The sequence below is a fragment of the Streptomyces sp. NPDC048734 genome (assembly GCF_043198675.1).
Taxonomy (GTDB): domain Bacteria; phylum Actinomycetota; class Actinomycetes; order Streptomycetales; family Streptomycetaceae; genus Streptomyces.
Genome location: NZ_JBICUZ010000006.1, coordinates 107,084 through 132,071 on the forward strand (window position 1 = coordinate 107,084; position 24,988 = coordinate 132,071).

Consider the following 24,988-nt stretch of genomic DNA (forward strand, 5'->3'; position numbering starts at 1 on the left):
GCCCCGTGTGAGAGCCCGCGCCCGCCTCCGGGCGTTTTTTGGCTTGCCCCCCGTACCGGGCCCCGCCCCCCCCCCCCCCCGCCCCGCGGGGGGGGGGGGGCCCCCCCGCGGCGCCGGGGCCCCCCCCACACTGCTGGTCAGGCGACGGCTCGTGCCTGTTTACCCGGTCAGACCGTGACGGGGGTGCCGAGCATCGCGGAAGCGTGCTGCATCGGGCTGGGAATGCCCAGGGGCGCTGGCTTGGGAACGGCGCGGCAGGTGAAGCCGAGCTGGGCCATGGCCCGCAGGACTTCGGCGGCGCTGAAGTCACGGCGGTCCTGGCGCGTGATGACCTGGCCGACCTGCTTGAGGGGGTAGTGGCGGCGGCCGATGATCACCGATTCGCCGGTGGCCGGTTCGGGCTTGATGCCCTTCATCGATTCCAGCACGCCGCCCTTGGTGAGCTCGAAGGGGAAGCGGGCGATGACGCAGCGCATGTGGCCTCACAGGGAGAAGGGAAGAACGATCCGACCGGGGGCGAGGTGTTTCAGCGGGAGAGGGCGAGGATGCCCAGGGCGCTGCCTTGCTCGTCGACTACCGGCAGGACACCGAGCCGACGGGTGCGCATCGCGTGCTCGGCCTCGGCCATCGTGGTCACGGGTGAGGCGAACGAGCCGTGGTCGCCGAGGATGTCGCGCAGGCGGACACGGTCCGTGTAGTCGGAGCTGTCACGGACGGCGGCGAGTTCGGTCTGGGTGACCAGGCCGGTGCACTGGCCGTCCTGGTCACAGACGACCAGCCGGCCCGTGCGTGCGGCGGCCATGACGGCCAGCGCCACCTCGACGCTCATGTCGTCACAGACCTGCGGTCCGGCCGCGTCCATGACCTCCACCGCCGTCCTGTGCGCGGGGTCGGCGTCCGCCGGGCGGGGCTGCATGTGAACCAGCGTCAAAAGGTGCCTCCTGCAGAGATGGACCGGCTTCCTGATCACGAAAGTTCTAGGCCACCGCGCCGAAGCCGGTCTGGCGTACGGGGGTGCGCCTGGTCGCCGAGGCGGGGCGGCGTCGGCCTCGGGAGGTGGCGCCGCGCTTGGGGCGTTCGACCACCGGTGCGGTGATGACGACCGGGATGCCGGACGGGGCCTGGGCGCCGGTGATCCGGTTCAGGGCCTCGTCACCCGAGCGGATCTGGGTGGTCTGCGGCTTGATGCCGGCGTCCGACATCAGACGGACCATGCCTCGGCGCTGGTTCGGCGTGACCAGGGTGACGACGCTGCCGGACTCGCCGGCGCGGGCGGTACGGCCGCCGCGGTGGAGGTAGTCCTTGTGGTCGGTCGGCGGGTCGACGTTGACGACCAGGTCGAGGTTGTCGACGTGGATGCCGCGCGCCGCGACGTTGGTCGCCACCAGCACGGTGACGTGTCCCGTCTTGAACTGCGCCAACGTGCGGGTGCGCTGCGGCTGCGACTTGCCGCCGTGCAGCGCGGCGGCACGCACCCCGCTGTTGAGCAGGTCCTGGGTCAGCCGGTCGACGGCGTGCTTGGTGTCCAGGAACATGATCACGCGGCCGTCGCGGGCGGCGATCTCGGTCGTGGTGGCGTGCTTGTCAGCGCCGTGGACGTGCAGGACGTGGTGTTCCATCGTCGTGACCGCCCCGGCCGACGGGTCGACGGAGTGCACGACGGGGTCGGTCAGGTAGCGGCGTACCAGCAGGTCGACGTTGCGGTCCAGGGTGGCGGAGAACAGCATCCGCTGCCCCTCCGGGCGCACCTGGTCGAGCAGCGCGGTGACCTGCGGCATGAAACCCATGTCGGCCATCTGGTCGGCCTCGTCCAGCACCGTGATGCCCACCTGGTTCAGCCGGCAGTCGCCGCGGTCGATGAGGTCCTTCAGCCGCCCCGGCGTCGCGACGACGACCTCGGCCCCGGCGCGCAGCGCGCCGGCCTGCCTGCCGATCGACATGCCGCCCACCACGGTGGCCAGCCGCAGCCGCACGGAGCGGGCGTACGGGGTCAGCGCGTCGGTCACCTGCTGTGCCAGCTCACGCGTGGGTACGAGGATCAGCCCCAGCGGCTGGCGGGGCTCGGCACGCTGTCCGGCGGTGCGAGCGAGCAGGGCGAGGCCGAAGGCCAGGGTCTTGCCGGACCCGGTGCGGCCGCGACCCAGCACGTCACGGCCCGCCAGGGAGTTCGGCAGCGTCGCGCCCTGGATCGGGAACGGTACGGTCACCCCCTGCCTGCCGAGTTCGGCCAGCAGCTGCTCGGGCATGTCGAGATCGGCGAAGCCCTCGACGGCCGGCAGTGCGGGGGTGACCGTCCTGGGCAGCGCGAACTCACCCTGCACGGCGGCGGGCCGACGGCCGTGACCGCCAAAACGGGCAGGCCCGCCGGAACGGCGCGGTGCCTGCGAGCCGTAGCCGCTGCCGCCCCTTCCGGCGTCGGCGCGGCCGTCACGGGAGCGTGCGGGGCGGTCGTTCGTGTACGTGCGGTTCATGCGGAACCTTCCTCGATGTGGCACATATCAAGGAATTCCCGCTGCGATGAACGGCACGGAGAATTACCAGTATGGACCGGTGGCAAAAGAAAGCAGATCTGGCCGGCGGAAAAATCCGGGGGCGCAGGTGCTGAAATGGGTGACGCGATGGGGACCTTGCGGTCCGGGCGTCGGCTGCGGTGCAGCGCTTCAGGATGCGTCTGCGTCCCGAGGGGGAACCGCTTGGGGTGGTGCTGCGGGTTCCTCCGGGGCATCCCGTAGGTGAAAGACGCGGCGGGATACGCGTGCAGCTGGGGCCCGCACCCCGAGGGATGCGGGCCCCAGCTACGGATTGCGCGTGAGCGTCAGGCCGGAACGATGTTCTCGGCCGTCGGGCCCTTCTGGCCCTGCGCGATGTCGAAGGTCACCTTCTGGCCCTCGAGCAGCTCACGGAAGCCTTGCGCGGCGATGTTCGAGTAGTGGGCGAACACGTCGGCGCCGCCACCGTCCTGCTCGATGAAGCCGAAGCCCTTTTCCGCGTTGAACCACTTCACGGTGCCAGCAGCCATGTCATATCTCCTTTGGGGCAGTGCATCGGCGTCCGCACTGCGCGGACTCCGTGTCGCCGCGATGATTGCCCCACCCGGAAATGACCGGAAATACAAAAGTGCTCCCGCCCGACAGAAACCTGGCGAGGGCACTTGAAGTTTTGGGAACCACAACTGCAACCGAGATAGACAGTAGCACGCCGGAGCGGCCCGTGTGCGTTGGATAATTCCACTCTGCCCTTCGCGGCAAAAACTCCCGCTGCACGGCCCCCTAATATCTGATCCCTCGGGAACAGATATTGATTCACCCGGAGTCCAACGTCTCAGGAAGAGAGGCCGATCGGCACGCTGCGCCACGGCCGAAGAAAAGCCGCTGCCGCCAGAAAACGCAGCCGCGAGACCGTGGAGATGACCATGGTGTGTCCGAGCCGGACCAGCAGTCCCAACTACTGCCGTCTGCATGATCGCTCTCATGCTGCTCGCTGCTCGCTGCTCGGCCTGCCTGGTCACGGGCGAGCGCGGGGAACCCGCCCGAGGCCGTCCATCTGACCGAAGCGCTCGCAGACACCTCGGTCACCCTCAGCCCCGAAACCCCGCTGCCCTCGTCGCCCAGCACCTGAAAGCCGGCCTGGGCCAGGCAAGAGCTCACCCGGGAAACGAGATCAGCCGGGACGCACGACACGCCGGTCGCCCGCTCACGAGAAGCACGATCATGCACCCGTCCTCACAGGCGCCCGTGAGAACGGTGGGAGGACGCGGTGGACCCCGGACGACGGCAACCGGCGGGTGGTGGCCACGGGTGGCCCGGTTGTACACACATGGACGGCTCCCGTCCTGCGGACAGAAGCCGTCCATGTGCGCCCGGAGGCGTTGTGCCTTCAGCGGGTCGCGTGACGGTGCGAATGCCGGTTGCCGGTGATGAGGCGGTACAGGGCGAGCAGGATGACGGAGCCGGCGATCGCGGCGATCCAGGTGGAGAGATCGAAGAACCCGTCGATGGAGTCGACACCGAAGATGACCTTGCCGAGCCAGCCGCCGAGCAGACCGCCGACGATGCCGATGAGCATGGTGATGATGATGCCGCCCGGGTCCTTGCCCGGCATCAAAGCCTTGGCGATGGCGCCGGCGAGCAGGCCGATGATGATCCACGCGATGATGCCCATGACACCTCTCCACTTCGTCACATAAAGGCTGTGTCAGCTCATCGTCTGCACCAATCACGCCCGAACAAACATCCTCTCCGAACCCGGCCGTGCCGGCTCCTGAGACCATCTCCCACCGTCGGTGCGGCGGCGACGTCAGGCGGCGAACGGTGACCGGTGTGGGCGCGGCCGTGGTCGGCGTGGTCACCCTGCTCGGCCAAATGAGATCGCCCGGCAGTTCCAGCGTTCTCTTCCGAGCTGCTGTCCCCTTGCGAAAGAGCACCTTCGTGTCGGGATACCGGTTCCTTCCTGGAACCCACAGGACGAGACCATGCGCGCATGCCCATGCCTCGGATGCCAACGGCGTGCGGACGCGGTCCCCGTCCACGCAAGACCCACAGCCAGATCAAGGAGCACCTGCCCCACCGGCGCCAGTACGCCTCCCCGGCCTCGTCAGCCGCCACGCGGGCAACCTCACCGACCGGGACGTCCACCTCTGGCGCGCAGTCGCAGCCACCGTCATCGCGGCGGAGATCGCCCTGCCACCGGCGCTGCTCGTCGAGCAGACGTGGCTGTACGCGGTGGTCACCGGCATCGGGATGCACGTCGCCTTCACCTGCCTCAAACCCCGCCAGCTCATCACCTTCTCCGGCATCACCCTCGCCACCTACGTCGCCTTCGCCGTCTGACCGACCCGCACGTCCTGGCCGTGCTCGATGCCGGATACGACGCCCGCGCATCGCTCGTCTCCTGACCGGACTGCCCATCGAGATCCTCGGCCGGCTCCGCTCCGACCGCGTGATGCGCCGACCGACACCGCCGCGGGTCTCACCGGCGCCTTCCGCCCCCTGCGCCCTGACGAGACCGCCCACTCCCGATACGGCCACAGCGGCAACGGCTTTCACACCGGCCACCTCTTCGTCCCCCCTATGTCCCACGCCAGCCACGTCCTCGCCTGCGAATACCACCAGGAGGCCCGGGAGGAACGGTCTGAGCAACCACGCGGTCATCCCCCTTCGACTGGGCCTGCCGGCGGGCTCAGGCAAGCAGGGCGAGGCACCCGTTGCGAATACCCGCTGAGCGCGTACAGCGATCCGTCCGAACGTCGGCGTTTCGGCCAACCCGCCCTCAGGCGCGCGCTCTTGCGCGGCAAGGGCCGGTGCACTGCCCACCTTCAGAAAACCGCTCGATACCAGGGCGCACAACCCGACCGAAAGACAGGTGTTCGAAATCGCGGCGGCGTCGTTGGACACGCCGACACCGCCATCACGTCCACGAGGGGGAACACGTTGACGCCAGTCGAACCAGGCAGTGACGAGACCGAGAACCCGCCGAAGGCCGCGGCCACGGACAACCTCTCGGACGCGGAACGCGAGCTGTACGGGGGTCGATTGCGCTACGACCAGTCCTACGTCCGCCACGAAGGCCCACTGACTCGGCTGGGCTTCGGACACATGGCAGCCGCGCTGCCCCGCATGGTGGGCATGGTGCTGCGCACCGGCTGGCAGACGGACCGGCGGGCGCTCGCCGCGGTCGTAGCGGCCCAGCTCGGGCAGGGCGTGACGGCCGCGTGGGGCCTGGTGGCGGTCAACGGCGTTCTCGCGCAGTTGTCCGCCGACGGTCCGACCGCGGACAAGCTTCGCGAGGCTCTGCCGTCGCTGGTGGTGCTCGCGATCGCGGCGGCGGCGACAGCGGTGCTGTCGGCGTGGTCGACGGCCATGTCCGGCAGGCTGGAGCCGCAGGTGGAGCGGGCGGTCTCCGCCCGGTAGCACACAGCCGTCACCGGTGTGGAGGTGGAGGCGACCGAGCGGCCGGAGGTCCAGCGGGTCCTGGAGGCGGGGAAGTTCGGCACCGACTCCGCCCGCAGCATGCTCCGGCTGTCGGTGGGCGTGGGCAACGTGGTCATCGGCATGGCGGCGGCCGCCGTGGTGCTCGCGGCGCTGCACTGGGCGCTCTTGCCGATGCTGCTGGCGATCGCCCTGCCCAAGGGGTGGGGCGCGGTCCGCTCCGCGCGCCGCGAGTACTCTCCCGCCTGAACTGGGTCGACCACCGCCGGGCGATCGCCTCGCTGCTGGCCTACCTGACCCGCCCGCACGCTGCCGGGGAGATCCGGGTGCACGCCGCCGGCACGAAACTGCTGTCCAGCTACGAGGAGATGGCGAGACAGACGGAGGCCGAGCAGCGACGCCTGGCCCGGGCGCAGGCATTCACAGACCTGGTCGCGGGAGCGCTCGTCGGCGTGGCGTCGCTGGCCTGCCACGGCGTGCTGTGGTGGCTCCTGGCGACCGGTGGTCTGCCGCTCGCCGTCGGGGGGACCGCGGTGATCGCCATCCGCACCTCGACGGCGCGGCTCACGTCGCTGGTGCAGCAGGTCAACCGGCTGTACGAGGAACTGCTGTACCTCACCGACACGGAGGACGCCATCAAGGTGGCGGGTGAGAACGCCATGCCGCTCACCGGAACGCCGCTGCCCACGCAGGTGCGGGAGGTACGGACGGAGGCGGTGTCGTTCACCTACCCGGGAGCGCACTCCCCCGCCCTGAAGGGCGTGAGCGTGCGGATCCCCCGGGGGAAGGTGACAGCCCTGGTGGGTGCGAACGGCTCGGGAAAGACCACCTTGACGAAAGTGCTGGCCGGGCTGCTCCTTCCCACGGAGGGGAGCGTGTGGTGGGAGGGAGACGCGGGCCGACCGGTTGAGCTCCGCGAAGCGGACCGTGCCCAGGTGTTCGCCGCGGTCGGGTTGCTGGCGCAGGACTTCCCGCGCCGGGAGCTGACGGCGGCCGCGAACGTGGCCATCGGCGCCGGCGACCGTCCCCGGGACATGGACCGCGTCCGCAAGGCCGCCGGGGATGCAGGCGTGCTCGACCTGATCGAGGGCCTTCCGCACGGCTGGGACTCGATCGTGTGCAAGGGCCACGAGCGAGGTGTCCAGCTCTCGGGCGGACAGTGGCAGAAACTGGGGACCGCTCGGACGCGGTACCGGCAGGCGCCGTTCCTTCTGGTCGACGAGCCGACCAGCGCCCTCGATCCGCATGCGGAAATCGCCTCGTTCCAAGGGCTGTGGTCCCTGGCCGAGCAGGGGCACGCGGTCGTGCTCATCACCCACCGGCTCGCCGCGACCATGAAAGCCGACCACATCTACGTCCTCGACCAGGGGCGCATCGTCGAGGACGGCACCCACGAGGACCTGATGGCCCACGAGGACGGCCTGTACCAGGGCATGTTCACCGCCCAGGCCGCCCAGTACGGGCTCGCGCCCGCGGCCGACACGCTTCCCGGCCCCCGCAGTATCCAGCCACCCGACCACGAGACGGCGAGCTGACCCACCAGCGCGACCTCCACAGCCCGGCCCGCAGCCCTCTACGTCGAAGGTGAGACGACGCTCATGCCCCCCAGCTCCTCCTCGATCCGCAAGACCGTCGAGGCCTACCTCGGCCGCCACCCTGACGAGCGTGACATCCTGGCCGAGCTGCTCGCCGCGCTGGACAAGCCCGCTGACGCGACGGAGGACGCCACCAGCGTCGACGGGCTCAGTAGTCCCGGTTCAGGCCTTCGTGGGCCGCTGGCGCGGCGACCCCGACCGGCTCCGGCTGCACGAGGGAGTGCTGCTGCGCTGGTTCACCCCCGACCGGTTGGACCGGCTGCGCCTGAGCCCTGCGACGCGAGACCTCATTCACCGGCACGCGGCCGAGAACGCACCGGCCGTAACCACTCCCCCGTGGGGCGGGGGAAGCCGGACCGTGCTGAACGGCATCGGCGTCCATCTCCATCTGGAGGACGACGTCGGCCGAGTGCTCCTGGGTCTGCGCCACCCCGACTCGGCGTACACCGGGAACCTGTGGCACTACCTGGCCGGACGGTGTGAGCAGGAGTCCGCGACCGCGTGCCTGATCCGTGAGGCGTGGGAGGAAGCGGGTCTGATCATCGACGCCGCGGACCTGGAGCCCGTGCACGTCGTACACGTCGTGGACACCCCGGGCGGACAGCCCTTGATGCAGCTGGTGTTCCGAGCCCACCGCTGGAAGGGCACCCCCGAGGTCCGCGAACCGGACAAGTGCCTCACACCTGGCGGTGGTCCTCATTCGACAAGCTGCCGGCGCCGACGGTCGCGTACTGCCGGGCGGGGCTGGACGCCTACCGGGCCGGCGCACGCATGGGCGTGCACTTCCAGGAGACCGGCGACCCGATCGCCTACGACCCGGCCGTCGACCGGCTGCTCCTGGTCCCCGGCCACGGCCGTCACGGCGCCGTCCCGGAGGACGCGGCGCACGCCTTCGCCGAGCGGGCGGTGGGCCGGATCACCCGCTGGACGGACGTCTCCTGGGCAAGGGAGGAAAGCCGCGTCTGGCGAGCGCACGGCGTCGAGGGCGGCACCTGGTACGTCAAGGTCCACCAGAACGACCGCTTCCACCAGCGCGAAGTGGCCGCGCTCCGTGGCTGGGTCGCCGGCCTTGGCGAGGCCGCGCCCCGCCTGCTGGCCACCGTGTACGGGCTGCCCGGCACCCAGTGGCCCCACAGCACTGTCGGGATGGTCTTCGACGGCGGCCGGCTCACCGCGGCGCAGATCCGCGGCATCACCCTCGACCCGCAGGAGCACGACGAGGTCCGCGTCCTGCCTCTGGCCGAGTGGAAGGCGCTGATGCCGGCCCGTGACTTCGCGCGCCTGAGCGCGGTGGAGGAGGCCCGCCGCACCGGCGAGGCAGCGTACTTCGGCACCTGGGACTGGGGGAACGAATGAGCAGCATCGTGTTGATGTCCGACCGGCGGGTGGCGGCAGTCCCCGTGCAGAACTACGGCGAAGATCTCGTCGACGTCCCTACGCACGGTGTGAACGTCGATGACCGCAAACGCGACGCTGCCGGAGCGTGGGCGCATGTCCGGCAAGGAGTCCTCACCCGGTTGCTGCACGCCCAGTCGCTGCTGCCCACCGGCGTCGCGCTGCTCTTCGTCGAGGGCTTCGGGCCGCCGGCCCTGCAGAAGCAGCGCTTGGAGACGTACTCCGAGGAACTCGCCCGCGCCCAACCGAGCCCCCAACTGCTGCGCGAAGTCGAACGGGCCGTCGGGCCGGAGATCGTGCTGTGCCAACCCGCCCGAGCCGGGCCGGATACCGGACGGAATCAACGCTGAGCGTCGACGTGGCCGACTGGGGCGCTCAGTGTGCGACACGGAGGGTTTCCCTCCTCACACGGCTGTGTGAGGGTCCGCCCGTGCCTCGTCCCGACGGGACGAGGCACGGGCGGAGCTCGGCTCAGAGACCGATGGTGCCCGGGCCTGCGCCGCGCATCACGGCGTCCTTGACGGTCTGCGGGTCGTCGACGGTGTAGTCGTAGTAGTCCGCCGGGTCCTCGACACTGCCGCCCGTGACCGGTTCGCCGGTGTCGCCGACGAAGACGTTGTTCCGTTCGACGATGTTGCCCTCCGGCCCCGAGTAGCTGTTGGTCATGGGCTCTTCGACGTCGTCGAAGTAGTTGCCCTCGACGAAGCAGCCGGAGTCCGCGTTGCAGGCCGGGCCGGTGTCACTGTTGTCGAGGAAGTAGTTGTTGTAGATGTGTACCGGATCGCCGAAGCGGGTGCGCGGATTGCGTTGCGGGGTGCGGTCGTACCAGTTGTGGTGGTAGGTCACCTTCAGTCGGCCGATGTCCTGGGCGCCGTTCTTGTCGGAGTGGCCCAGCAGCATGTTCTTGGCGTGGTGATGGGTGTGGTTCCAGGAGACGGTGATGTAGCTGGAACCCCGCTTGATGTCGAGCAGCCCGTCGTACCCGGCGGACAGGTCGTTGTGGTCGATCCAGATGTGGTGCGAGAACATCTGGACGTTGATGGAATCGTCACTGGCGTTCTTGAAGGTCAGGTTGCGGACGATGACGTTGTGCACGGCGTTCGCGGGCGGTGAGGTGACGTTGTCACTCACCGGGAGGCCGATGTTCAGGCCGCCGCCGGAGACGCCGGAACTCGCGCCGACACCGACGATCGTCTTGTCAGAGCTGACGTCGTACATTCCGGCGGGCAGCGTGATCATGCCGTTGACGCGGACGGTCCTCGGGCCCTCGGCCTTGACGGCGGCGATGAGGTCCGCGGCGGTGGAGACCGTGACGGTCGGACCGCCCGCGCCGCCGGTAGTCCCGTTCTGCCCCCACGCGCTGACGCTCGCGAACCCGGCGGGCGCAGGTTCCGCCAGTACGGCGGGGGCCGCCGGGGCGGGTGAGGGGGCGGCGGCCGTGGCGGTCAGAGCGGCCATGGCCGTGAGAAGGAGAGTGCCTTTACGGTGCATCGTGTGCCTCCCGGGCTCTCAGGCGATCCTGCCGACACCGACGCCGGCCGGGACGGTGGTGGGGACGGTCGACGGGGCGTCGAGGGTGTACGCGTAGAAGGTGCGCGGTTCGATCACGGTGCCCAGCGTCTGGGGCGCCCCGGAGTTGACGTAGAGGTTGTTCCGCTCGACCACCCGGCCGGGTCCGCTGTCGTCGTAGCCGGAGTAGATCGGGTGGGCGACGTCCTCGAAGTAGTTGCCCTCCACCAGCACGCCCGCGTCCTCGGTCGAGGCGACGCCGTAGAGGCGGTTGTTCCGGTAGTGGTTGTTGTAGACGTGCACCGGTTCGGCGAACCGGACACGTGGATGGCGCTGGTCGGTGCCGTCGAAGAAGTTGTGGTGGTACGTCACGCGCAGCTTGCCCCGGTCGGCCGTGTAGCTGTCGTTGTGGCCGAGCAGGCACGTCTTGCTGTGATCGTGGAAGTGGTTCCAGGAGACGGTGACGAAGTCCGACTCCCGCTTGATGTCGAGCAGTCCGTCGTACCCCTGTGAGAAGTCGCAGTGGTCGATCCACACGTGGTGGGCGCGGTTGGTGACGCTGACGGAGTCGTCGGAGGCGTGGGTGAAGCGGATGTTGCGGATGATGACGTTGTTGCCGGGCCTGGTCGTGGAGCCGAGTTGGAGACCACCGCCGGTGATCTCGGCGGTTGAGCCGACGCCGAGGACCGACTTGTCGGCCACCACGGTGATCATGCCGTCGATCTCGATGCGGCCGGACACCAGGACGGTGTAGGGGGAGTTGCGACCTACGTAGTCGGCGAGCTGGGCACCGGTGGTCACCGTCACGGTGGGTCCGGCTGCGCCGCCCGTGGTGCCGGGCAGGCCGAGCGCGCTGACACTCGCGAAGCCGTCGGCGCTCTGTGCCGCCACGGCGGCGAGCCGGCCCGGGGCGGTGTCGGCTCGGGCGAGCGGTGCCGCGCCGACGGCCGGCAGGGCGGCGGAGACCGCGGTGGCGGTGGTGCCCACGAGCAGGCCGCGACGGGTGATCGGGGGAATTTCTGACACAGGTTCTCCTTCAGGTCCGGCCGGCACCGGCACCGGCGGGAACGACGGCGGGGAGGTCTGCGGGGGCGTCGAGGGTGTACGCGTAGTAGGTGCGTGGTTCGACGACGGTGCCGAGTGTCTCGGGTTTCCCGCAGCGCACGTAGACGTTGTTCCGTTCCACCACTCGACCGGGTCCGCTCTCGTCGTAGCCGGAGTAGATCGGATGGGCGACGTCCTCGAAGTAGTTGCCCTCCACCAGCACACCCGCGTCCTCGGTGGACGCCACGCCATAGAGGGTGTTGTTCCGGTAGTAGTTGTTGTAGACGTGGACTGGTTCGCCGAAGCGGACGCGTGGGTGGCGCTGGGCCGTGCCGTCGAAGAAGTTGTGGTGGAAGCTGACTCGCAGCTTGCCCCGGTCCTGGCCGCTGTTGGCGTCCGAGTGGCCGATCAGCATGGTCTTGCTGTGGTCGTGGAAGTGGTTCCAGGAGACGGTGATGTAGTCGGCGCCGCGCACGATGTCGATCAGGCCGTCCGCTCCCGTGCTGAAGGTGCAGTGGTCGATCCAGATGTGGTGCGAGGACTGCTGGATGCTGAGGGAGTCGTCGTCGGCGCCGGTGAACCGCAGGTTTCGGATGATCACGTTCTGTCTGCGGTACATGTCCAGGCCGCCGCCGGTGATCTCCGCGTCGGTGCCCAGCCCGACGATGGTCTTGTTCGAGCGGACGCCCTGCTTGCTGCTGATGCGCAGGGTCCCCGAGACCTGGATGACGTAGGGCTCGTTGCGGTCGCAGTAGTCCAGGAACGTGTCGGCGTCGGTGACGGTGACCACCGGTCCGCCGGCTCCGCCGGTAGTGCCGGACAGACCCAGCGCAGGGACGCTCGCGAAGCCGTCGGCGGTCTGCGCCGCCACGGCGGCTCGCGTCCGTCGTACGGAGGCGGGCGCGGTGGCCCACGGGTGGCCGTTCCCGCCGGTGGCCGGCAGAGCGGCGGAGGCCGCGACGGCGGCGGTTCCCGCGAGCAGGCCGCGGCGGGTGATGGAGGGGAAGTTCCTCATCGTCGTCTCCGTCCCTCAGATCTTCCCGGCGCCGGCCCCGGCCGGGACGACGGTCGGGACCTCGGCCGCCCGGTGCAGGGTGTAGGCGTAATACGTGCGCGGCTCGACGACCGAACCCCGTTTCTCGATGGGGTGGTTGCACTCGACGAGGATGTTGTCGCGTTCGACCAGGCGGCCGAGGTCGCCGCTGAAGTCCACACGGGCGGGGTTGTTGACGCTGTGGAAGTAGTTGCCTTCCAGCACCACTCCGGCGTCCATGGCGGACGCGACGCCGTAACTGTTGTCGCGGTAGTAGTTGTTGTAGACATGCACCGGTTCGGCGAACCGTACTCGCGGATTGCGCTGGTCGGAGGCGTCGAAGTAGTTGTGGTGGTAGGTGACGCGCAGCCGTCCGCGGTCCTGGGCGGCGTTGTCGTCGTCGTGCCCGAGCAGCAGGGTCTTGTCGTGGTCGTGGAAGCGGTTCCAGGAGACGGTGACGAAGTCCGAGCCGCGTTTGATGTCCACGGCGCCGTCGTCACCGTTGGAGAAGTCGTTGTGGTCGATCCAGATGTGGTGCGAGAACATCTGGATGTTGATCAGGTCGTCCGTGGCTCCGTCGAACGACAGGTTGCGGATGATGATGTTGTGCACTGCCCCGGCGGGTGGCGAGATGACACCACCGCTCACCGGAAGGCCGATGTGCAGACCCCCGCCGGTCAGGCGGGCGGTGCTGCCCAGACCGATGATGGTCTTGTCCGAGGCGACCGGGTGCATACCGTCGCTGGAGCCGATGGGCAGCATGATCGTGCCGCTGACCTGAACGATCAGGGGTTTGGGGCGCGAGATGTAGTCGAGGAGCTGCGCCGCGGTGGCAGCCGTGACAACCGAGCCGCCCGTGCCACCGGTGGTGCCGTTCTGTCCCAGGGCACTGACGGAGGCGAAGCCGTCGGCGGTCTCGGCAGAGGCAGAGAGGGACGGAGGGGCTGAAAGGGCCGCGGCGGAGGAGCCGACCGGCGAGGTGGTGAGGGTGGTGGCGACCAGTACGGCGGCGATCAGTCCGGCTCGAGACGTACGGCGTCTGAATAATCGCATGACAGGATAGCCCTTTCTGTACCGTCTTTCGAGCATGCCGAAGAGGGTGCCTATCGGAGGGCTGTACTGAGCGGATGGCGGCTCGCTTGGAAGCAAGCGCTTTCTGTGAAAAGTAAAGCCCTCGTCCTGAGCGCGTCAACAGGCGTGCACATGTGCGAAAGCGCACGTTCTCAACAAAAGCAAACAGATGCCTGCTGGAGTGGGCGTCCCCCGGGGCGGAGGCCGGCGCCATGGAGGGCCCGGCCAGGGGGTTCGTTTGGATCAGTCGTTCGTTGTTCCAGTGGCGGCGCTCGGTCCGGAAGTAGCGGCTCAGGTCATGCCTGCGGCCGAGCAGCGCTCGCGAGAACCACAGCGGTGTCCCGTCCGGAGCGGCCACGACCTGCGCGTTCGTCCCTTGACTGCGGTGCTTCATCGAGTGGTACGGCTCGTCCGCCGCGATGCGGTCGGCGGTGGTCAAAACGCCGTCGAGGATGACGAACCCCTTCCGGGGGCGACTCGCGCGGGTTCGGAGCGCACCCGGTGAGGAGATTGACCGTCTCGCTCACGCAACAGCCAGCGGTGGCGGCGGAGACGCCAAACCCTGCTGCGAGCCGGGCGGCAACCTCGGCCACGACGACACCGCCCCGGTGCGGCGGACGGCCTCCGCCCTGGAACGGGCGTTGTCACGTTGTTGGGTGTGGGGGTGTCTGGCGGTGTGCCGGGGCGTGGTGGAGTCGAGTTCCGGCTGTGTGCTCACGGCGCGGTGGGCAGGCCGGCGATGTCGGTGATCTGCTCCCAGATGGCGAAGCGGACGGTCGTCTCGGCGCGGCTCCAAGACCGGCGCCACCCCGGACGACGTGAACCGCTTCTGGCAGGCATTTCTCCGCCGCTTCGATCTGGAGCACACCTTCCGCTTCGCGAAGCAGGCCCTGGGCTGGGCCACGCCGAAACTTCGCACTCCCGACGCCGCGGACCGCTGGACCTGGCTCCTGATCGTCGCCCACACCCAGCTCCGGCTCACCCGGCCCCTCGCCGCGGGCCTCCGCCGCCCCTGGGAGAAACCCACCACCTCCGACCGGTTCACCCCGGCCCGGGTCGCCGGGGGGTTCAGGAAGATCCGCGCGCATCTCGCCTGCCCGACCCGTGTCCCCAAACCCCGAGGCGCCGGCCCCGGACGGCCACCCGGCACCAAGAACAAACACCGGGCACCCCGCTACGACGTCGGCAAGACCGTCGAACGCCCCGAGACCCTCAAGGCCATCGGCAAACCCAGAAGATCTTGGTAGATAAAGAACTTCCCAATGACGATGTCAAGCTGCCGCCGTATCGGCTGGTAGAACCTCGTAGCACTCTCCGTCTCGGAGCATGGCCCACAAGACGTTGGCTCGTCGACGGGCCAGAGCGAGCACTGCCTGCTTGTGTCCCTTGCCCTCGTTCCGCTTGCGCCCGTAGTAAGCCTGGGAGGCGGAGCAGGTTCTCAGGCTGGCCATTGCGGAGAGGTAGAAGGCCCGGAGCGGACCGCGGTGGTAGCGGCGCGGGCGACGCATGTTGCCGCTGACGCGGCCAGAGTCCCGCGGCACTGGTGAGAGACCGGCGAAGGACGCCAGGCGGTCAGCCGTGCCGAAAGCTTCGAGGTCGCCACCGGTGGCGGCGATGAACTCGGCGCCGAGGAGGGTGCCCATGCCGGGCAGGCTCCGGACCACCGTCGCGTGTCGGTGTTCGTTGAACTGGGCTTCGATGAGCGCGTCGAGTTCAGCGATCTCCTCGTCGAGGGCCTGCACGCCCTTGGCGATGCGAGCGACCATTGCGGCCGCGAGGGTCTCTCCCGGCAGTGCGGCGTGCTGGGCCCTGGCCGCCTCGACAGCTGTTTCGGCGAGCGCGGCGGCGTTCTTCACCTTGCGGTTCTTCAGCCAGGTTCCAATGCGCCTGGCCCCGCTGCGGCGGATCGCGGCCGGCGTCTGGTAGCCGGTCAGTAGCATGACCGGACCCTTCTTGCTGAGGTTTGCTGAGGTTCAACGCCAGCTCCAACGCGGGGAAGAACTCCAGCAGTTGGGCCCTCAGCCGGTTGGCCTGACGCGTGCGGTCGTTGACCAGGTCGAGGCGGCGGGCGGTCAAGGTGCGCAGATCGACGGCTATCTCGTCGCCAGGCCGCAGGAGACCGAGGTCCCGACGCATGCGGGCCTGGTCGGCGATGACGAACGCATCCTTTTCATCCGTCTTGCCCTGACCGCGGTAGGCGGCCGACGCCTGGTGCACGGCCAGGCCGGTGATGTAGACCATCGGCTGCTCGTGGCTGAGCAGGAGGCCGATGAGCAAGGCGGCACCGCCGTGGTTGATGTCCACCGCCCACATGGCGTCCTCGGAGAGTGTCAGTACGTCTGCGATGAGCTCCAGCAGGGCGGGTTCGTCGTTGAAGACCCGGCGTGAAAGGGGGCGTTCGCCTTGCTCGTCGACCACCACGCAGTGGTGGTGTTCCTTGCCGATGTCCACTCCGGCCCAGATCTGGGGCACGGTCACCTCCGCCAGCTCGTCGTCACACATCGATCCCGCAGACGACCTCGCCGACGTTGTCCTACACAGCGATCGAATCGCGTATCCCAATTAGCGGTCGAGTCGTCGCGGGGCTCCGGGCGGCCAAGTTCTTTGAGCCATCCAACGGCGACAAGCTCACAGCCACACCCAGAACCCCCGGGTCCGCCGATCTTACGAATGGCCAGCTCAGACCCACGCTTGGAAGGTAGGACCCACGCTTGGAAGGTAGGACAAGCTCAGCACTGCCCCCAGCGCCCTCCCCGTCGACGCGGGGGTGCTTCGCTGGGCACGGCTGCGGCGTCAGTGACGAGCCGGTCCTCCCCGCCGACGCGATCGAGCCCTGCCGAACCCGGAGCGGTTCACGCTTTCCGGCCCCGAGAACAATTCGGACTCCCGGCTCACGGCAGGTTCCCCGCCCACAGCCCACCCCTGTAACCAACTGCGTTTGTTTCATTGACATTTCACTCAGAAGACATACCGTTGGGAGCGCTCCCATCACAGTCTTGCAACTGGAAGGAGTCCCCCACATGCGCAAACAGAGTCCGTTGACCGGGCCTTCGCGGTTGTCCCTCCGCCGGCCTCTCCAAGCGCTCGTCATGGTGTTCGCCGTGGTTGTCGGCGCGCTGACCTGGTCGGCCCCCGCCCAGGCTCACGGCACCATCGTCAACCCCGCTTCCCGCGCGTACCAGTGCTGGAAGACGTGGGGCAGCAACCACACGAGCCCGGCCATGCAGACCGAAGACCCCATGTGTTATCAGGCGTTCCAGGCCAACCCCGACACCATGTGGAACTGGATGAGCGCGCTCCGCGACGGCCTCGGTGGCCAGTTCCAGGCGCGGACCCCCGATGGGACGCTCTGCAGCAACAACCTCTCGAGGAACGCCAGCCTGGACAAGCCCGGGCAGTGGAAGACGACCAACGTCAGCAACAACTTCACGGTCCAGCTGTACGACCAGGCGTCCCACGGTGCCGACTACTTCAGGGTCTACGTGAGCAAGCAGGGCTTCAACCCCAAGACCCAGACCCTGGGCTGGGGCAACCTCGACTTCATCACGCAGACCGGCCGCTTCGCACCGGCGCAGGACATCAGTTTCAACGTCAACACCTCCGGCTACACCGGACACCACGTCCTGTTCGTGATCTGGCAGGCCTCGCACCTCGACCAGGCCTACATGTGGTGCAGCGACGTGAACTTCGGCTGAGCCGGAGAGCGCCGCACACGGCACCGGCCTCGGCCGGGCGCCGGTGACGCGCCGCCCGGCCGACCGAGCTCCGTCGGGGCAGGGGACCCCTTTGATCACCCTGCCCCGACAGGGCTCCCTGCGCTCCTGGTGTGAACACACCCGATCGCGCGGCAGTCGCACGGCAGCCGACCCCCCACCGTCTGCCCGCGGGCGGCAGGCAGGTCAGGGCCACGGTGGCGCGGCGCATCCCGTAGGTCGCGGCCAGGCTCCAGCTGCGTTCAAAGGTGGCGTCGGTGTGCTGGACGTCGAGCAGGTAGAGCGCACCGCGGTGCAGGAGGAGTGGTAGCGGTCGGGGGCGAGGGCGAGGGCGAGGGCGAGGGCGAGGGCGAGGGCGGGGAGAGCGTTGGCGGTCATGACGGCCTCGGAGGGCTCGCCGCGCAGGTGGGTGGGAAAACCGCCGTCCTCGCCTGCCAGGGCGGCCAGTGTACTCGCGGCCGCGACGAGGGGGGCATAGCGGGTGGGGGCGATGCCTTCAGGGCTTCGAGGGGTGCGCCGGTGCTTTCGGTGTCGCCCTGGGTGACACGGTCGGTGAAGGCCCAGCTGCCGTCGGGGTTCTGGTGCGCGGCCAGGTAATCACCGACGCGCGGCAGCGGTTCCCGGTGCTCGGGCAGGGCGCAGCGGGTCAGGGCCAGGACGGCGCCGGCGGGCAGGAAGAGGGCTTGGCCAGCGGCGAAGGAAAGCCCTCCGTCGGGGTTGCGCCCGTGGAGCAGGGCGTCGATGCCGTCACTGTGCTTTGAGGCACGCTGGTTGGCCTGGTCGTTTACCTGTCATCCGGTGAGGGTGAAGTTGTGCAGGCGGGCGATGCCGAGCATGGCGTGGTGGACGCCTTCGCCTCCGAGGCGGCAGTCGCGCAGGTTCTTCCAGCTCTTCATGCGGGCGAAGGTGTGCTCGACGCGGGAACGGCCATTCGCCGCTTTGACCGATGCGGCCGACGCAGTAGATCTGCGTGAGGTCGACCATGCGGGACGCCTCCTGGAGGGGGAGGGCAGAGCCGACCTCGACAGGCCCGTGGCCGGCCATGCGTTGGGCCAGTTGTTGCGGGCTGAGGCCGCGGGCGCAGGTGATGTACAGGTCGGCGGCATTCAGGTTCGCGCTGTGCCAGGCATCAGCGATCCATGCCAGGCCGTCGGGCACTGACGGTTCTCCTTCCGCCCACGACGAGGGCTGGTGGGGCACGGCGAAGGCGACTGCTGTGCCCCACCGTCGCTCCGGCCGAAGCGGGGTGACCTGGGAAGCGGCCACGGTTCGGCCGGCTCTCGCCGGACGTCCTGGACGCGTTCCGGATGCGGACCAGTGCTGCTGTGCGCATCGTGGCGTGGCACGGTGCGCCCTCGGCCACGTCGCGGCGTCGGCAGCGGCAGCGGCTGCGGCTGCGGCTGCGGCTGCGGCAGCGGCTGCGGCTGCGGCTGCGGCTGCGGCGCCCCTGGACGAAGGCGGGTTTCACAGTGCGGGTGTTCGCGGGCTTGCCCGGCGCGGCGGCGGACACGGGACCCGGATCAGAGCGCCTTCGCCTCCAGGTGGTACGTGGTGTCGACCCAGAAACCGCCCGTGGACTCGGCCTTGATCTCCAGGACGTACCGGCCGAGGGCCAGCGGCGTGACGCCGCCCCGGATTCCCCAGGCGAAGCGGCGGGTCAGTCCCGTTCTGAACGGTGCGGAGAACTTCTGCAAGGTCAACGGAATGCCGTTGAGCGAGGCCGTGGCCTCCGCCACGGTCAGGGACAGGGACAGGGGCAAGGGGAACCTTCGAGTGCGCCCTGGTGTGCTGCCTGTTGAGGACGGGAAAGAAGATCGGCCGGGTCGAGGGGATCGCGCAGCGCCGCGCCACGCGTCCACCATAGGTGCCGGCGAGGAACCAGAGGCCGTTCGGCTGATTCCAGGCGGAGTGCTCGCCTGTCACGTCCCGGACCGGGCTGAGGCCGTTCGGGGCGGACAGGGCCCACTTCCACCATCGGCCTGCAAGTCGTCCGCCCTGGTTGCCTGTCAGCTTCCACGTGCTGTCGATCGATTCCGCGCCGCTCATGACGCCCCTCCCGCGCACGGCCCCTTCCTGGGGCTCATTTCGAACGGACGGACGCCACCTTGGGCGGATCAAGGACTTGGCAGAGGCCTCCGCTCTGCCTGTTGTCCATGGTGTGCCTCCTGGGACTCCCCCGACCGCGGCACGGGCGCGAGAGGGATACCGCCGCAAACGTGACAGCGCCCCTGGCCGAGCAGGGTCCGTAGGTGCCTCCTGGGACTCCCCCGACCGCGGCACGGGCGCGAGAGGGATACCGCCGCAAACGTGACAGCGCCCCTGGCCGAGCAGGGTCCGTAGGGCTGAGCGGTTCCGTCCGGTGAGCCGCCTCCTGACGCGTGACGGCGGCGACATGACCTCATGCACCATCAACTAAGCTTGCCCCAGCCGTGATTCCCCTTCACACAGGCCGGCCAGGCCCACCCCGCCCGGAAAGCGCCGTCCCGGTCAGCGCGTTGCTCGATCGCCTGTGAAGAAGGGCATCTTCCCCTCTTCACAGGTGCCGCCGACGCCCGGCGACTGCCCGGCGATCCACGCGCACTTCCGGCCAAGCCCGAGAAGAAAGGTATGGAAAGTACATGTCTGACCAGCAGCAGGCGTCCAGCGAGCCCACTGCCACCGAACGGGCGGCCACGACGCCCGACGCCGAGGCAGTCAAGGTGCCCCTCAGCGGCGCCGGGAAGCCCTCTGCTGCCTCAGCGCCAGAAGGCGCCGGTGCGGGAAGGACTGCGGTGACCGGAGCGGAGACGGGGGCCGACCCTGGCGAAGGGACCCTGCCCACCAGTTCCACGGTCGGACGGGACGCCGGTGCTGCGGCCACGGGGCGGACGGGTACCGCAGATGACACCGAGGAAGCATCCCCCGGAGAAAAGCCTCAGGGCACCGACAGCGCCGAGGCGACGGCCGCTCAGGCCGCGAGCGGTGATGTGGACGCCGGCGAGGGCGAGAAGGACGCTGCCGCCGGCACCGAGGGCGTGGGCGCCAACAAGGCGAACGGCGCGCAGGGCCTGTCCGCCGCAGCGGTCAAGGGGCAGCGCAGGACCGTCGCGACCGCCGTGGATGACGGTGGCGCGACCGGCTCCAGCCGGAGCGGGGCCGGCCGCCCCCGTAAGCCCGTGCTCGCCGCTGCCGCCGTGGTGGGAGCGCTCCTGATCGCTGTGCCGCTGCTGATCACGGCGAACGACAGGAACGAGGAGGAGACGGTGGCCGACACCGCGGGCTCCGACACCGTCCTGGACACGGTCAAAGATCCGGTCGGCGTCTTCGCCACCCAGTCGCCCTCCCCCGCGCAGACCGAGAGGGAGGAGAAGGACGCGAAGAGGAAGGCGTCCGCGACACCGACTGCGGACAAGCCCGCCGTGTCCGCCGCGCCCGCCGCGCCCGCCGCGCCCGCCGCTGAGTCCAGCCCTTCGCCGAGCCGGAGAACGAAGGCCGTCGTGAAGAAGGCGCCGAGCAATCTGCCGCACGTCCTGACCAGAGTACTGATCAAGAACAACACCAACCGCACCTGCGTCGATGTCCCCGGCTTCACCAGCGGCCGGCCGGACGGGCCGGTGACGCATGCCACCTGCAACAGCAACACGGACGACAACCAGCTGTGGAACGTCGAGAAGCGTTACGACAAGGCCGGCCCCGGCGGGGTACCGCTCTTCCAGATACGCAACGTCATGGACAGCATGTGCTTGGACCTGCCCGGCTACCAAGGCGTCGGAGGGGCCACCAAGGTCACGGAGTTTCCCTGCAATGGCACCACGAACGACAACCAGCTGTGGTGGCTGGACAAGCAGTCCGACGGAACGTTCTGGATACGCAACGCCGCCAGTAACAACCAGTGCCTGGACTCCTACGGACCCGACGACCAGACGCGCGACCTGATCGTCTGGCCCTGCGCCCCGGAAGGCCAGAACAACCACGAGTGGATCTTCACGCGGTCCTGACCGAACCCGTCGCGTCGGGCACGCCGAAGGCGGGCGCCGGGCCGGTCCGCCCACCCGGGCGGCACCGGCCGGGCCCGACCGGACGCCGCGCTCGGCACCGTCCAGGAACAGCGGCAGCAGTCGGTGGAGCCGGTCGTGGGCGCCGGCGGCGAACAGGGCGCGGGCCGCGGCGAGATCAGCCTCCGACGCCACCGGGCCCTCGGTGACCCACACTGTCACCGGCCGTACGACCACCGTGGTACCCAGCACTCTCCGCCGGTCCATCCCCCCCCCGTGCCCGGCCAGATGCCGGGACGGTGTCACGATGGTGGAGCGGCCACCCGCGCACGGGCAGGGCGTAGGACGCCCGCTGCCGTACGCACCCGCCACCGCGGACCGGCTCCGCAAGGCCGCCCCCGGCGCCGGCAGCGGGACGGCGGGTCGGCGGGTCGACCTCGTAGTGCGGCGCCGGACACGGCTCATGGGTGTGGATGCCGCACAGCATCACCTCATGGTCCTGGCCGCTGCAGAAGCGGCTCGTCCCGCGTCGTTCCTGCTTCGGGCAAGACCCGTTCGAGGACGGACCCTGAACCACTCACATGCCCCGCATGGTGCTCGCAAGAGGAACAACAGGGGCTGCGACCTCACGGATGCGTCTGCTTCGGCAAAGTGAGGATTTCGGCTCCCTCGTCGGTGATGGCGATCGTGTGCTCGCTGTGTGCTGTCCGGCAGCCCGTCGCGCTTCGGAGCGTCCACCCGTCGGCGTCCGTGACGAGCTGGGCGGTGTCCGCCATGACCCACGGCTCCAGTGCCAGCAGCAGTCCAGGACGCAGTCTGTATCCACGGCCGGGCCGTCCGGTGTTCGAAACGTGCGGGTCCTGGTGCATCGTCGATCCGATGCCGTGGCCTCCGAACTCGGTGTTGATCGGATACCCCGCCTCGCTGAGCACCGTGCCGATGGCATGGGAGATGTCGCCGATACGAGCCCCGGGCCCGGCAGCGGCGATCCCTGCGGCCAGCGCGCGTTCGGTTGCGCTGATCATCGCGACGCTCTCCGGGGGCTTCGCGTCGCCCACGATGAAGCTGACGGCGGCGTCCGCCGCGACTCCGCCTCGGGAGACGGCGAGGTCGAGCGTCAGCAGATCGCCGTCGGAAAGCGTGCGGTCGTACGGCCGTCCGTGGAGCACGGCGTCGTTGACGGCCGTGCAGATGTAGTGGCCGAACGGGCCGCGTCCGAAGGACGGCTCGTAGTCGACGTAACAGGACGTAGCCCCCGCCTCGACGATCATGGCCTTGGCCCACCGGTCGATGTCCAGAAGGTTCGTGCCGGTCGTGGTGCGACTCTTCAGCGTCTGCAGGATGTCGGCGACGAGGGCGCCTGTGTCTCTGGCTCGGGCCAGCAGGGCGGGGTTCAAGATCTCGATCATGGGGCGTCTCTCTCCGCAGCCAATAACTATACCGTCATTACTATACCGGTACAGGGGTCGTGGTCATGGCCGGGCTGCCGCTCGCTCCCGCAGAGATCGAACGCGGACAGCGCCTCGGCGCCTTCCCCCATCGGGCAAGGGGAGAACGCCCGATGCCCGATACCGCGCTTGCCGCACGTGCCTCACCGGAGACCCTCCGAAAGATCGAGACAGGCCGTCAGGGCCGGCCGAGCTCCTGACCGACGGACCCGCGGCCGAAACCCTCACCGAGGCCGGCTGTCAGGAACTGGGCGCCCGAACCGGCTGGCAGGTGGTGACACCACCGCACCGCGAGTTCAAGAAGAACACCCCGGACCGGTACGAGGAGATGTACGAGTGCCGGCGCGGAGCCCACTCCTCGGCGAGCCGGCCGTGGCCACCTTGAAGGGCCGGCGGCTGCTGCGGAAACCCCGCTGCAGTAGCATCCGCATCACCTGCGTCGTGAAGACCGTCCTCGTCCTACACCACGCGTCAGCATGAGGTTGCAAACGGCTCAGTGGATCACCTTGGCGGACTCTCCGGTAACGTCGGAATATGAGTCATCCGCATCCCGAACTGAAAGCTGCCCCTCCCCTGGCCGAAGGAGGGCTGAGGGTCGTCGCCCTCGGCGGTCTGGGTGAGATCGGCCGCAACATGACCGTCTTCGAGCACGCCGGCAAGCTGCTCATCGTCGACTGCGGCGTGCTGTTCCCCGAAGAGACCCAGCCCGGCGTGGACGTGATCCTGCCGGACTTCACCTCGATCCGTGATCGCCTGGACGACATCGTGGCCGTCGTGCTCACCCACGGCCACGAGGACCACATCGGTGGCGTGCCGTACCTGCTGCGAGAGCGCTCCGACATCCCTGTCGTGGGCTCGAAGCTGACACTGGCGTTCCTGGAGGCCAAACTCAAGGAGCACGGAATCCGGCCGCGCGCGGTGCGGGTACGGGAGGGCGACCGGCGCGGCTTCGGCCCCTTCGACTGCGAATTCGTGGCGGTCAACCACTCCATCCCTGACAGTCTCGCGGTCGCGATCCGCACCGGTGCCGGGCTGGTGCTGCACACCGGTGACTTCAAGATGGACCAGTTCCCGCTGGACGACCGCATCACCGACTTGCGCGCCTTCGCCCGCCTCGGTGAGGAAGGCGTCGATCTCTTCCTCACCGACTCCACCAATGCCGAGGTCCCCGGCTTCACCACCTCCGAGCGCGACCTGAACCCGGCGATCGAGCAAGTGATGCGGACCGCCCCGCGCCGGGTGATCGTCTCCAGTTTCGCCAGCCATGTGCACCGCATCCAGCAGGTCCTGGACGCCGCCCACCAGCACGGCCGCAAGGTCGCCTTCGTGGGCCGTTCCATGGTCCGCAACATGGGCATCGCCCGCGACCTCGGATACCTGAAGGTTCCCAGAGGCCTGGTCGTGAGCACCAAGGAACTGGAGAAGCTCCCCGACCACAAGATCACCCTGGTGTGCACGGGATCCCAGGGCGAGCCCATGGCGGCTCTGTCCCGGATGGCCAACCGCGACCATGTGATCCGCATCGGCAAGGGGGACACCGTCCTGCTGGCCAGTTCCCTGATCCCCGGCAACGAGAACGCCATCTACCGGGTGATCAACGGACTGACCCGATGGGGCGCCCACGTCGTCCACAAGGGCAACGCCAAGGTGCACGTCTCCGGGCACGCCAGCGCCGGTGAACTCGTGTACTGCTACAACATCGTCAGGCCCCGCAATGTCATGCCCGTGCACGGCGAATGGCGCCACCTGCAGGCCAACGCCGACCTGGCCATCCGTACGGGGGTCGATCCCGAGCGGGTGGTCATCGCCGAGGACGGCGTCGTCGTCGACCTCGTGGACGGGCGTGCGTCGATCACCGGCAAGGTGCCCGCGGGCAACATCTACGTGGACGGCATGGAGGTCGGCGGCGCCACCGAGGCGTCCCTGAAGGACCGCATCACCCTCGCGGAGGAAGGCGTGGTCACCGTGGTGGCCATCGTCGATGCCGACACGGGCGCCCTTGCCGAGACTCCCGACTTCCTGGCCCGAGGGTTCGTCCACGACGACACCACCTTCGAACCGGTCGTCCCCGTCATCGAGAAGACCCTGGCGACCGCAGCCCAGGAAGGCGTCGGCGACGCACACCAGCTGGAACAGCTCATCGCACGTGCCGTGGCGAACTGGGCCTTCCGTACCCACCACCGCAGGCCTCTCATCATCCCCGTCATCATCGACGCCTGACCGGCAGCCCCCTTCCCCGCTCCTGTCCTGGCCCGCCGGCCGCAAGGGACGGTTTCGCG

At 69.1% G+C, this 24,988-nt stretch carries 18 protein-coding genes and 5 pseudogenes; 9 read left to right on the forward strand and 14 right to left on the reverse strand.

Going from position 1 to position 24,988, the window contains the following annotated elements; translation table 11 throughout:
* Positions 1-167: 167 nt before the first annotated feature.
* The 5 genes from ACGFQC_RS17690 to ACGFQC_RS17710 all read right to left on the reverse strand — a co-directional run bounded on the left by ACGFQC_RS17690 (position 168) and on the right by ACGFQC_RS17710 (position 4,161).
* Complete coding sequence (locus ACGFQC_RS17690) at positions 168-476, reverse strand: SCO5918 family protein (protein ID WP_363091578.1); 309 nt, start codon at positions 474-476, stop codon at positions 168-170.
* Positions 477-526: 50 nt separating this feature from the next.
* Positions 527-931 (reverse strand): CBS domain-containing protein, encoded by a 405-nt coding sequence (locus ACGFQC_RS17695; RefSeq protein ID WP_393288341.1) that lies wholly within the window; start codon positions 929-931, stop codon positions 527-529.
* Between the two features lie 46 nt (positions 932-977).
* A complete protein-coding gene (locus tag ACGFQC_RS17700) occupies positions 978-2,471 on the reverse strand; it encodes a DEAD/DEAH box helicase (RefSeq protein ID WP_363091576.1) in 1,494 nt (497 codons plus the stop codon).
* Positions 2,472-2,815: 344 nt separating this feature from the next.
* Positions 2,816-3,019, reverse strand: coding sequence for a cold-shock protein (locus tag ACGFQC_RS17705; RefSeq protein WP_023586116.1), 204 nt, complete (start codon positions 3,017-3,019; stop codon positions 2,816-2,818).
* Positions 3,020-3,876: 857 nt separating this feature from the next.
* Positions 3,877-4,161, reverse strand: a complete 285-nt coding sequence (locus ACGFQC_RS17710) for a GlsB/YeaQ/YmgE family stress response membrane protein (RefSeq protein ID WP_363091575.1) — start codon at positions 4,159-4,161, stop codon at positions 3,877-3,879.
* Positions 4,162-4,505: 344 nt separating this feature from the next.
* Here ACGFQC_RS17710 and ACGFQC_RS17715 point away from each other — a divergent pair, with 344 nt between their 5' ends.
* From ACGFQC_RS17715 to ACGFQC_RS17735, 5 genes and pseudogenes are all read left to right on the forward strand, one after another.
* Positions 4,506-4,829 carry a hypothetical protein gene (locus ACGFQC_RS17715; RefSeq protein ID WP_363091574.1) on the forward strand — a complete coding sequence of 108 codons (324 nt, stop codon included), beginning with the start codon at positions 4,506-4,508 and terminating at the stop codon, positions 4,827-4,829.
* A gap of 702 nt (positions 4,830-5,531) precedes the next feature.
* Positions 5,532-7,462 (forward strand): annotated as a pseudogene (locus ACGFQC_RS17720) (ATP-binding cassette domain-containing protein).
* A 469-nt stretch (positions 7,463-7,931) separates the two neighbouring features.
* A pseudogene (locus tag ACGFQC_RS17725) lies at positions 7,932-8,132 on the forward strand (NUDIX domain-containing protein); the annotation flags it as partial.
* A gap of 62 nt (positions 8,133-8,194) precedes the next feature.
* Complete coding sequence (locus tag ACGFQC_RS17730) at positions 8,195-8,878, forward strand: NUDIX domain-containing protein (RefSeq protein WP_363091573.1); 684 nt, start codon at positions 8,195-8,197, stop codon at positions 8,876-8,878.
* Complete coding sequence (locus tag ACGFQC_RS17735) at positions 8,875-9,267, forward strand: hypothetical protein (protein ID WP_363091572.1); 393 nt, start codon at positions 8,875-8,877, stop codon at positions 9,265-9,267. Before ACGFQC_RS17730 ends, ACGFQC_RS17735 begins: the two co-directional genes overlap by 4 nt.
* 121 nt (positions 9,268-9,388) lie before the next feature.
* Here the strand turns inward: ACGFQC_RS17735 and ACGFQC_RS17740 are convergent, their stop codons facing one another.
* From ACGFQC_RS17740 to ACGFQC_RS17755, 4 genes are read right to left on the reverse strand one after another with little or no spacing between them, the layout of a single operon-like run.
* Positions 9,389-10,375 carry a pectate lyase gene (locus tag ACGFQC_RS17740; protein WP_363091571.1) on the reverse strand — a complete coding sequence of 329 codons (987 nt, stop codon included), beginning with the start codon at positions 10,373-10,375 and terminating at the stop codon, positions 9,389-9,391.
* Between the two features lie 51 nt (positions 10,376-10,426).
* Positions 10,427-11,452, reverse strand: a complete 1,026-nt coding sequence (locus tag ACGFQC_RS17745; RefSeq protein WP_363091570.1) for a right-handed parallel beta-helix repeat-containing protein — start codon at positions 11,450-11,452, stop codon at positions 10,427-10,429.
* A gap of 10 nt (positions 11,453-11,462) precedes the next feature.
* Positions 11,463-12,485: a right-handed parallel beta-helix repeat-containing protein gene (locus tag ACGFQC_RS17750; protein WP_363091569.1), complete on the reverse strand. Its 1,023-nt coding sequence runs from the start codon at positions 12,483-12,485 to the stop codon at positions 11,463-11,465.
* 15 nt (positions 12,486-12,500) lie between these two features.
* On the reverse strand, positions 12,501-13,556 hold the full coding sequence (locus ACGFQC_RS17755) for a pectate lyase (protein WP_363091568.1): 1,056 nt from the start codon (positions 13,554-13,556) through the stop codon (positions 12,501-12,503).
* Between the two features lie 809 nt (positions 13,557-14,365).
* On the opposite strand from ACGFQC_RS17755, the pseudogene ACGFQC_RS17760 reads away from it, so the two are divergent.
* Positions 14,366-14,821: pseudogene (locus ACGFQC_RS17760) on the forward strand (transposase); the annotation flags it as partial.
* Between the two features lie 24 nt (positions 14,822-14,845).
* On the opposite strand, the pseudogene ACGFQC_RS17765 reads toward ACGFQC_RS17760, so the two are convergent.
* A pseudogene (locus ACGFQC_RS17765) lies at positions 14,846-16,076 on the reverse strand (IS110 family transposase).
* Positions 16,077-16,663: 587 nt separating this feature from the next.
* Between ACGFQC_RS17765 and ACGFQC_RS17770 the strand changes: the two are divergent.
* Positions 16,664-17,269 carry a lytic polysaccharide monooxygenase gene (locus ACGFQC_RS17770; RefSeq protein ID WP_363091660.1) on the forward strand — a complete coding sequence of 202 codons (606 nt, stop codon included), beginning with the start codon at positions 16,664-16,666 and terminating at the stop codon, positions 17,267-17,269.
* Between the two features lie 204 nt (positions 17,270-17,473).
* Here the strand turns inward: ACGFQC_RS17770 and ACGFQC_RS17775 are convergent, their stop codons facing one another.
* From ACGFQC_RS17775 to ACGFQC_RS17785, 3 genes and pseudogenes are all read right to left on the reverse strand, one after another.
* Complete coding sequence (locus ACGFQC_RS17775) at positions 17,474-17,665, reverse strand: hypothetical protein (RefSeq protein ID WP_363091567.1); 192 nt, start codon at positions 17,663-17,665, stop codon at positions 17,474-17,476.
* Positions 17,666-18,078: 413 nt separating this feature from the next.
* Positions 18,079-18,213: pseudogene (locus tag ACGFQC_RS17780) on the reverse strand (IS5/IS1182 family transposase); the annotation flags it as partial.
* 594 nt (positions 18,214-18,807) lie between these two features.
* Complete coding sequence (locus ACGFQC_RS17785) at positions 18,808-19,047, reverse strand: hypothetical protein (protein WP_363091566.1); 240 nt, start codon at positions 19,045-19,047, stop codon at positions 18,808-18,810.
* 858 nt (positions 19,048-19,905) lie between these two features.
* Between ACGFQC_RS17785 and ACGFQC_RS17790 the strand changes: the two genes are divergently transcribed.
* On the forward strand, positions 19,906-21,264 hold the full coding sequence (locus ACGFQC_RS17790) for a ricin-type beta-trefoil lectin domain protein (RefSeq protein ID WP_363091565.1): 1,359 nt from the start codon (positions 19,906-19,908) through the stop codon (positions 21,262-21,264).
* A gap of 623 nt (positions 21,265-21,887) precedes the next feature.
* Here ACGFQC_RS17790 and map read toward each other — a convergent pair.
* Positions 21,888-22,670 (reverse strand): type I methionyl aminopeptidase, encoded by a 783-nt coding sequence (map, locus tag ACGFQC_RS17795; RefSeq protein WP_363091564.1) that lies wholly within the window; start codon positions 22,668-22,670, stop codon positions 21,888-21,890.
* 573 nt (positions 22,671-23,243) lie between these two features.
* On the opposite strand from map, the gene ACGFQC_RS17800 reads away from it, so the two are divergent.
* Entirely contained in the window at positions 23,244-24,929 is a 1,686-nt protein-coding gene (locus ACGFQC_RS17800; RefSeq protein ID WP_363091563.1) for a ribonuclease J, read from the forward strand.
* Positions 24,930-24,988: the final 59 nt, after the last annotated feature.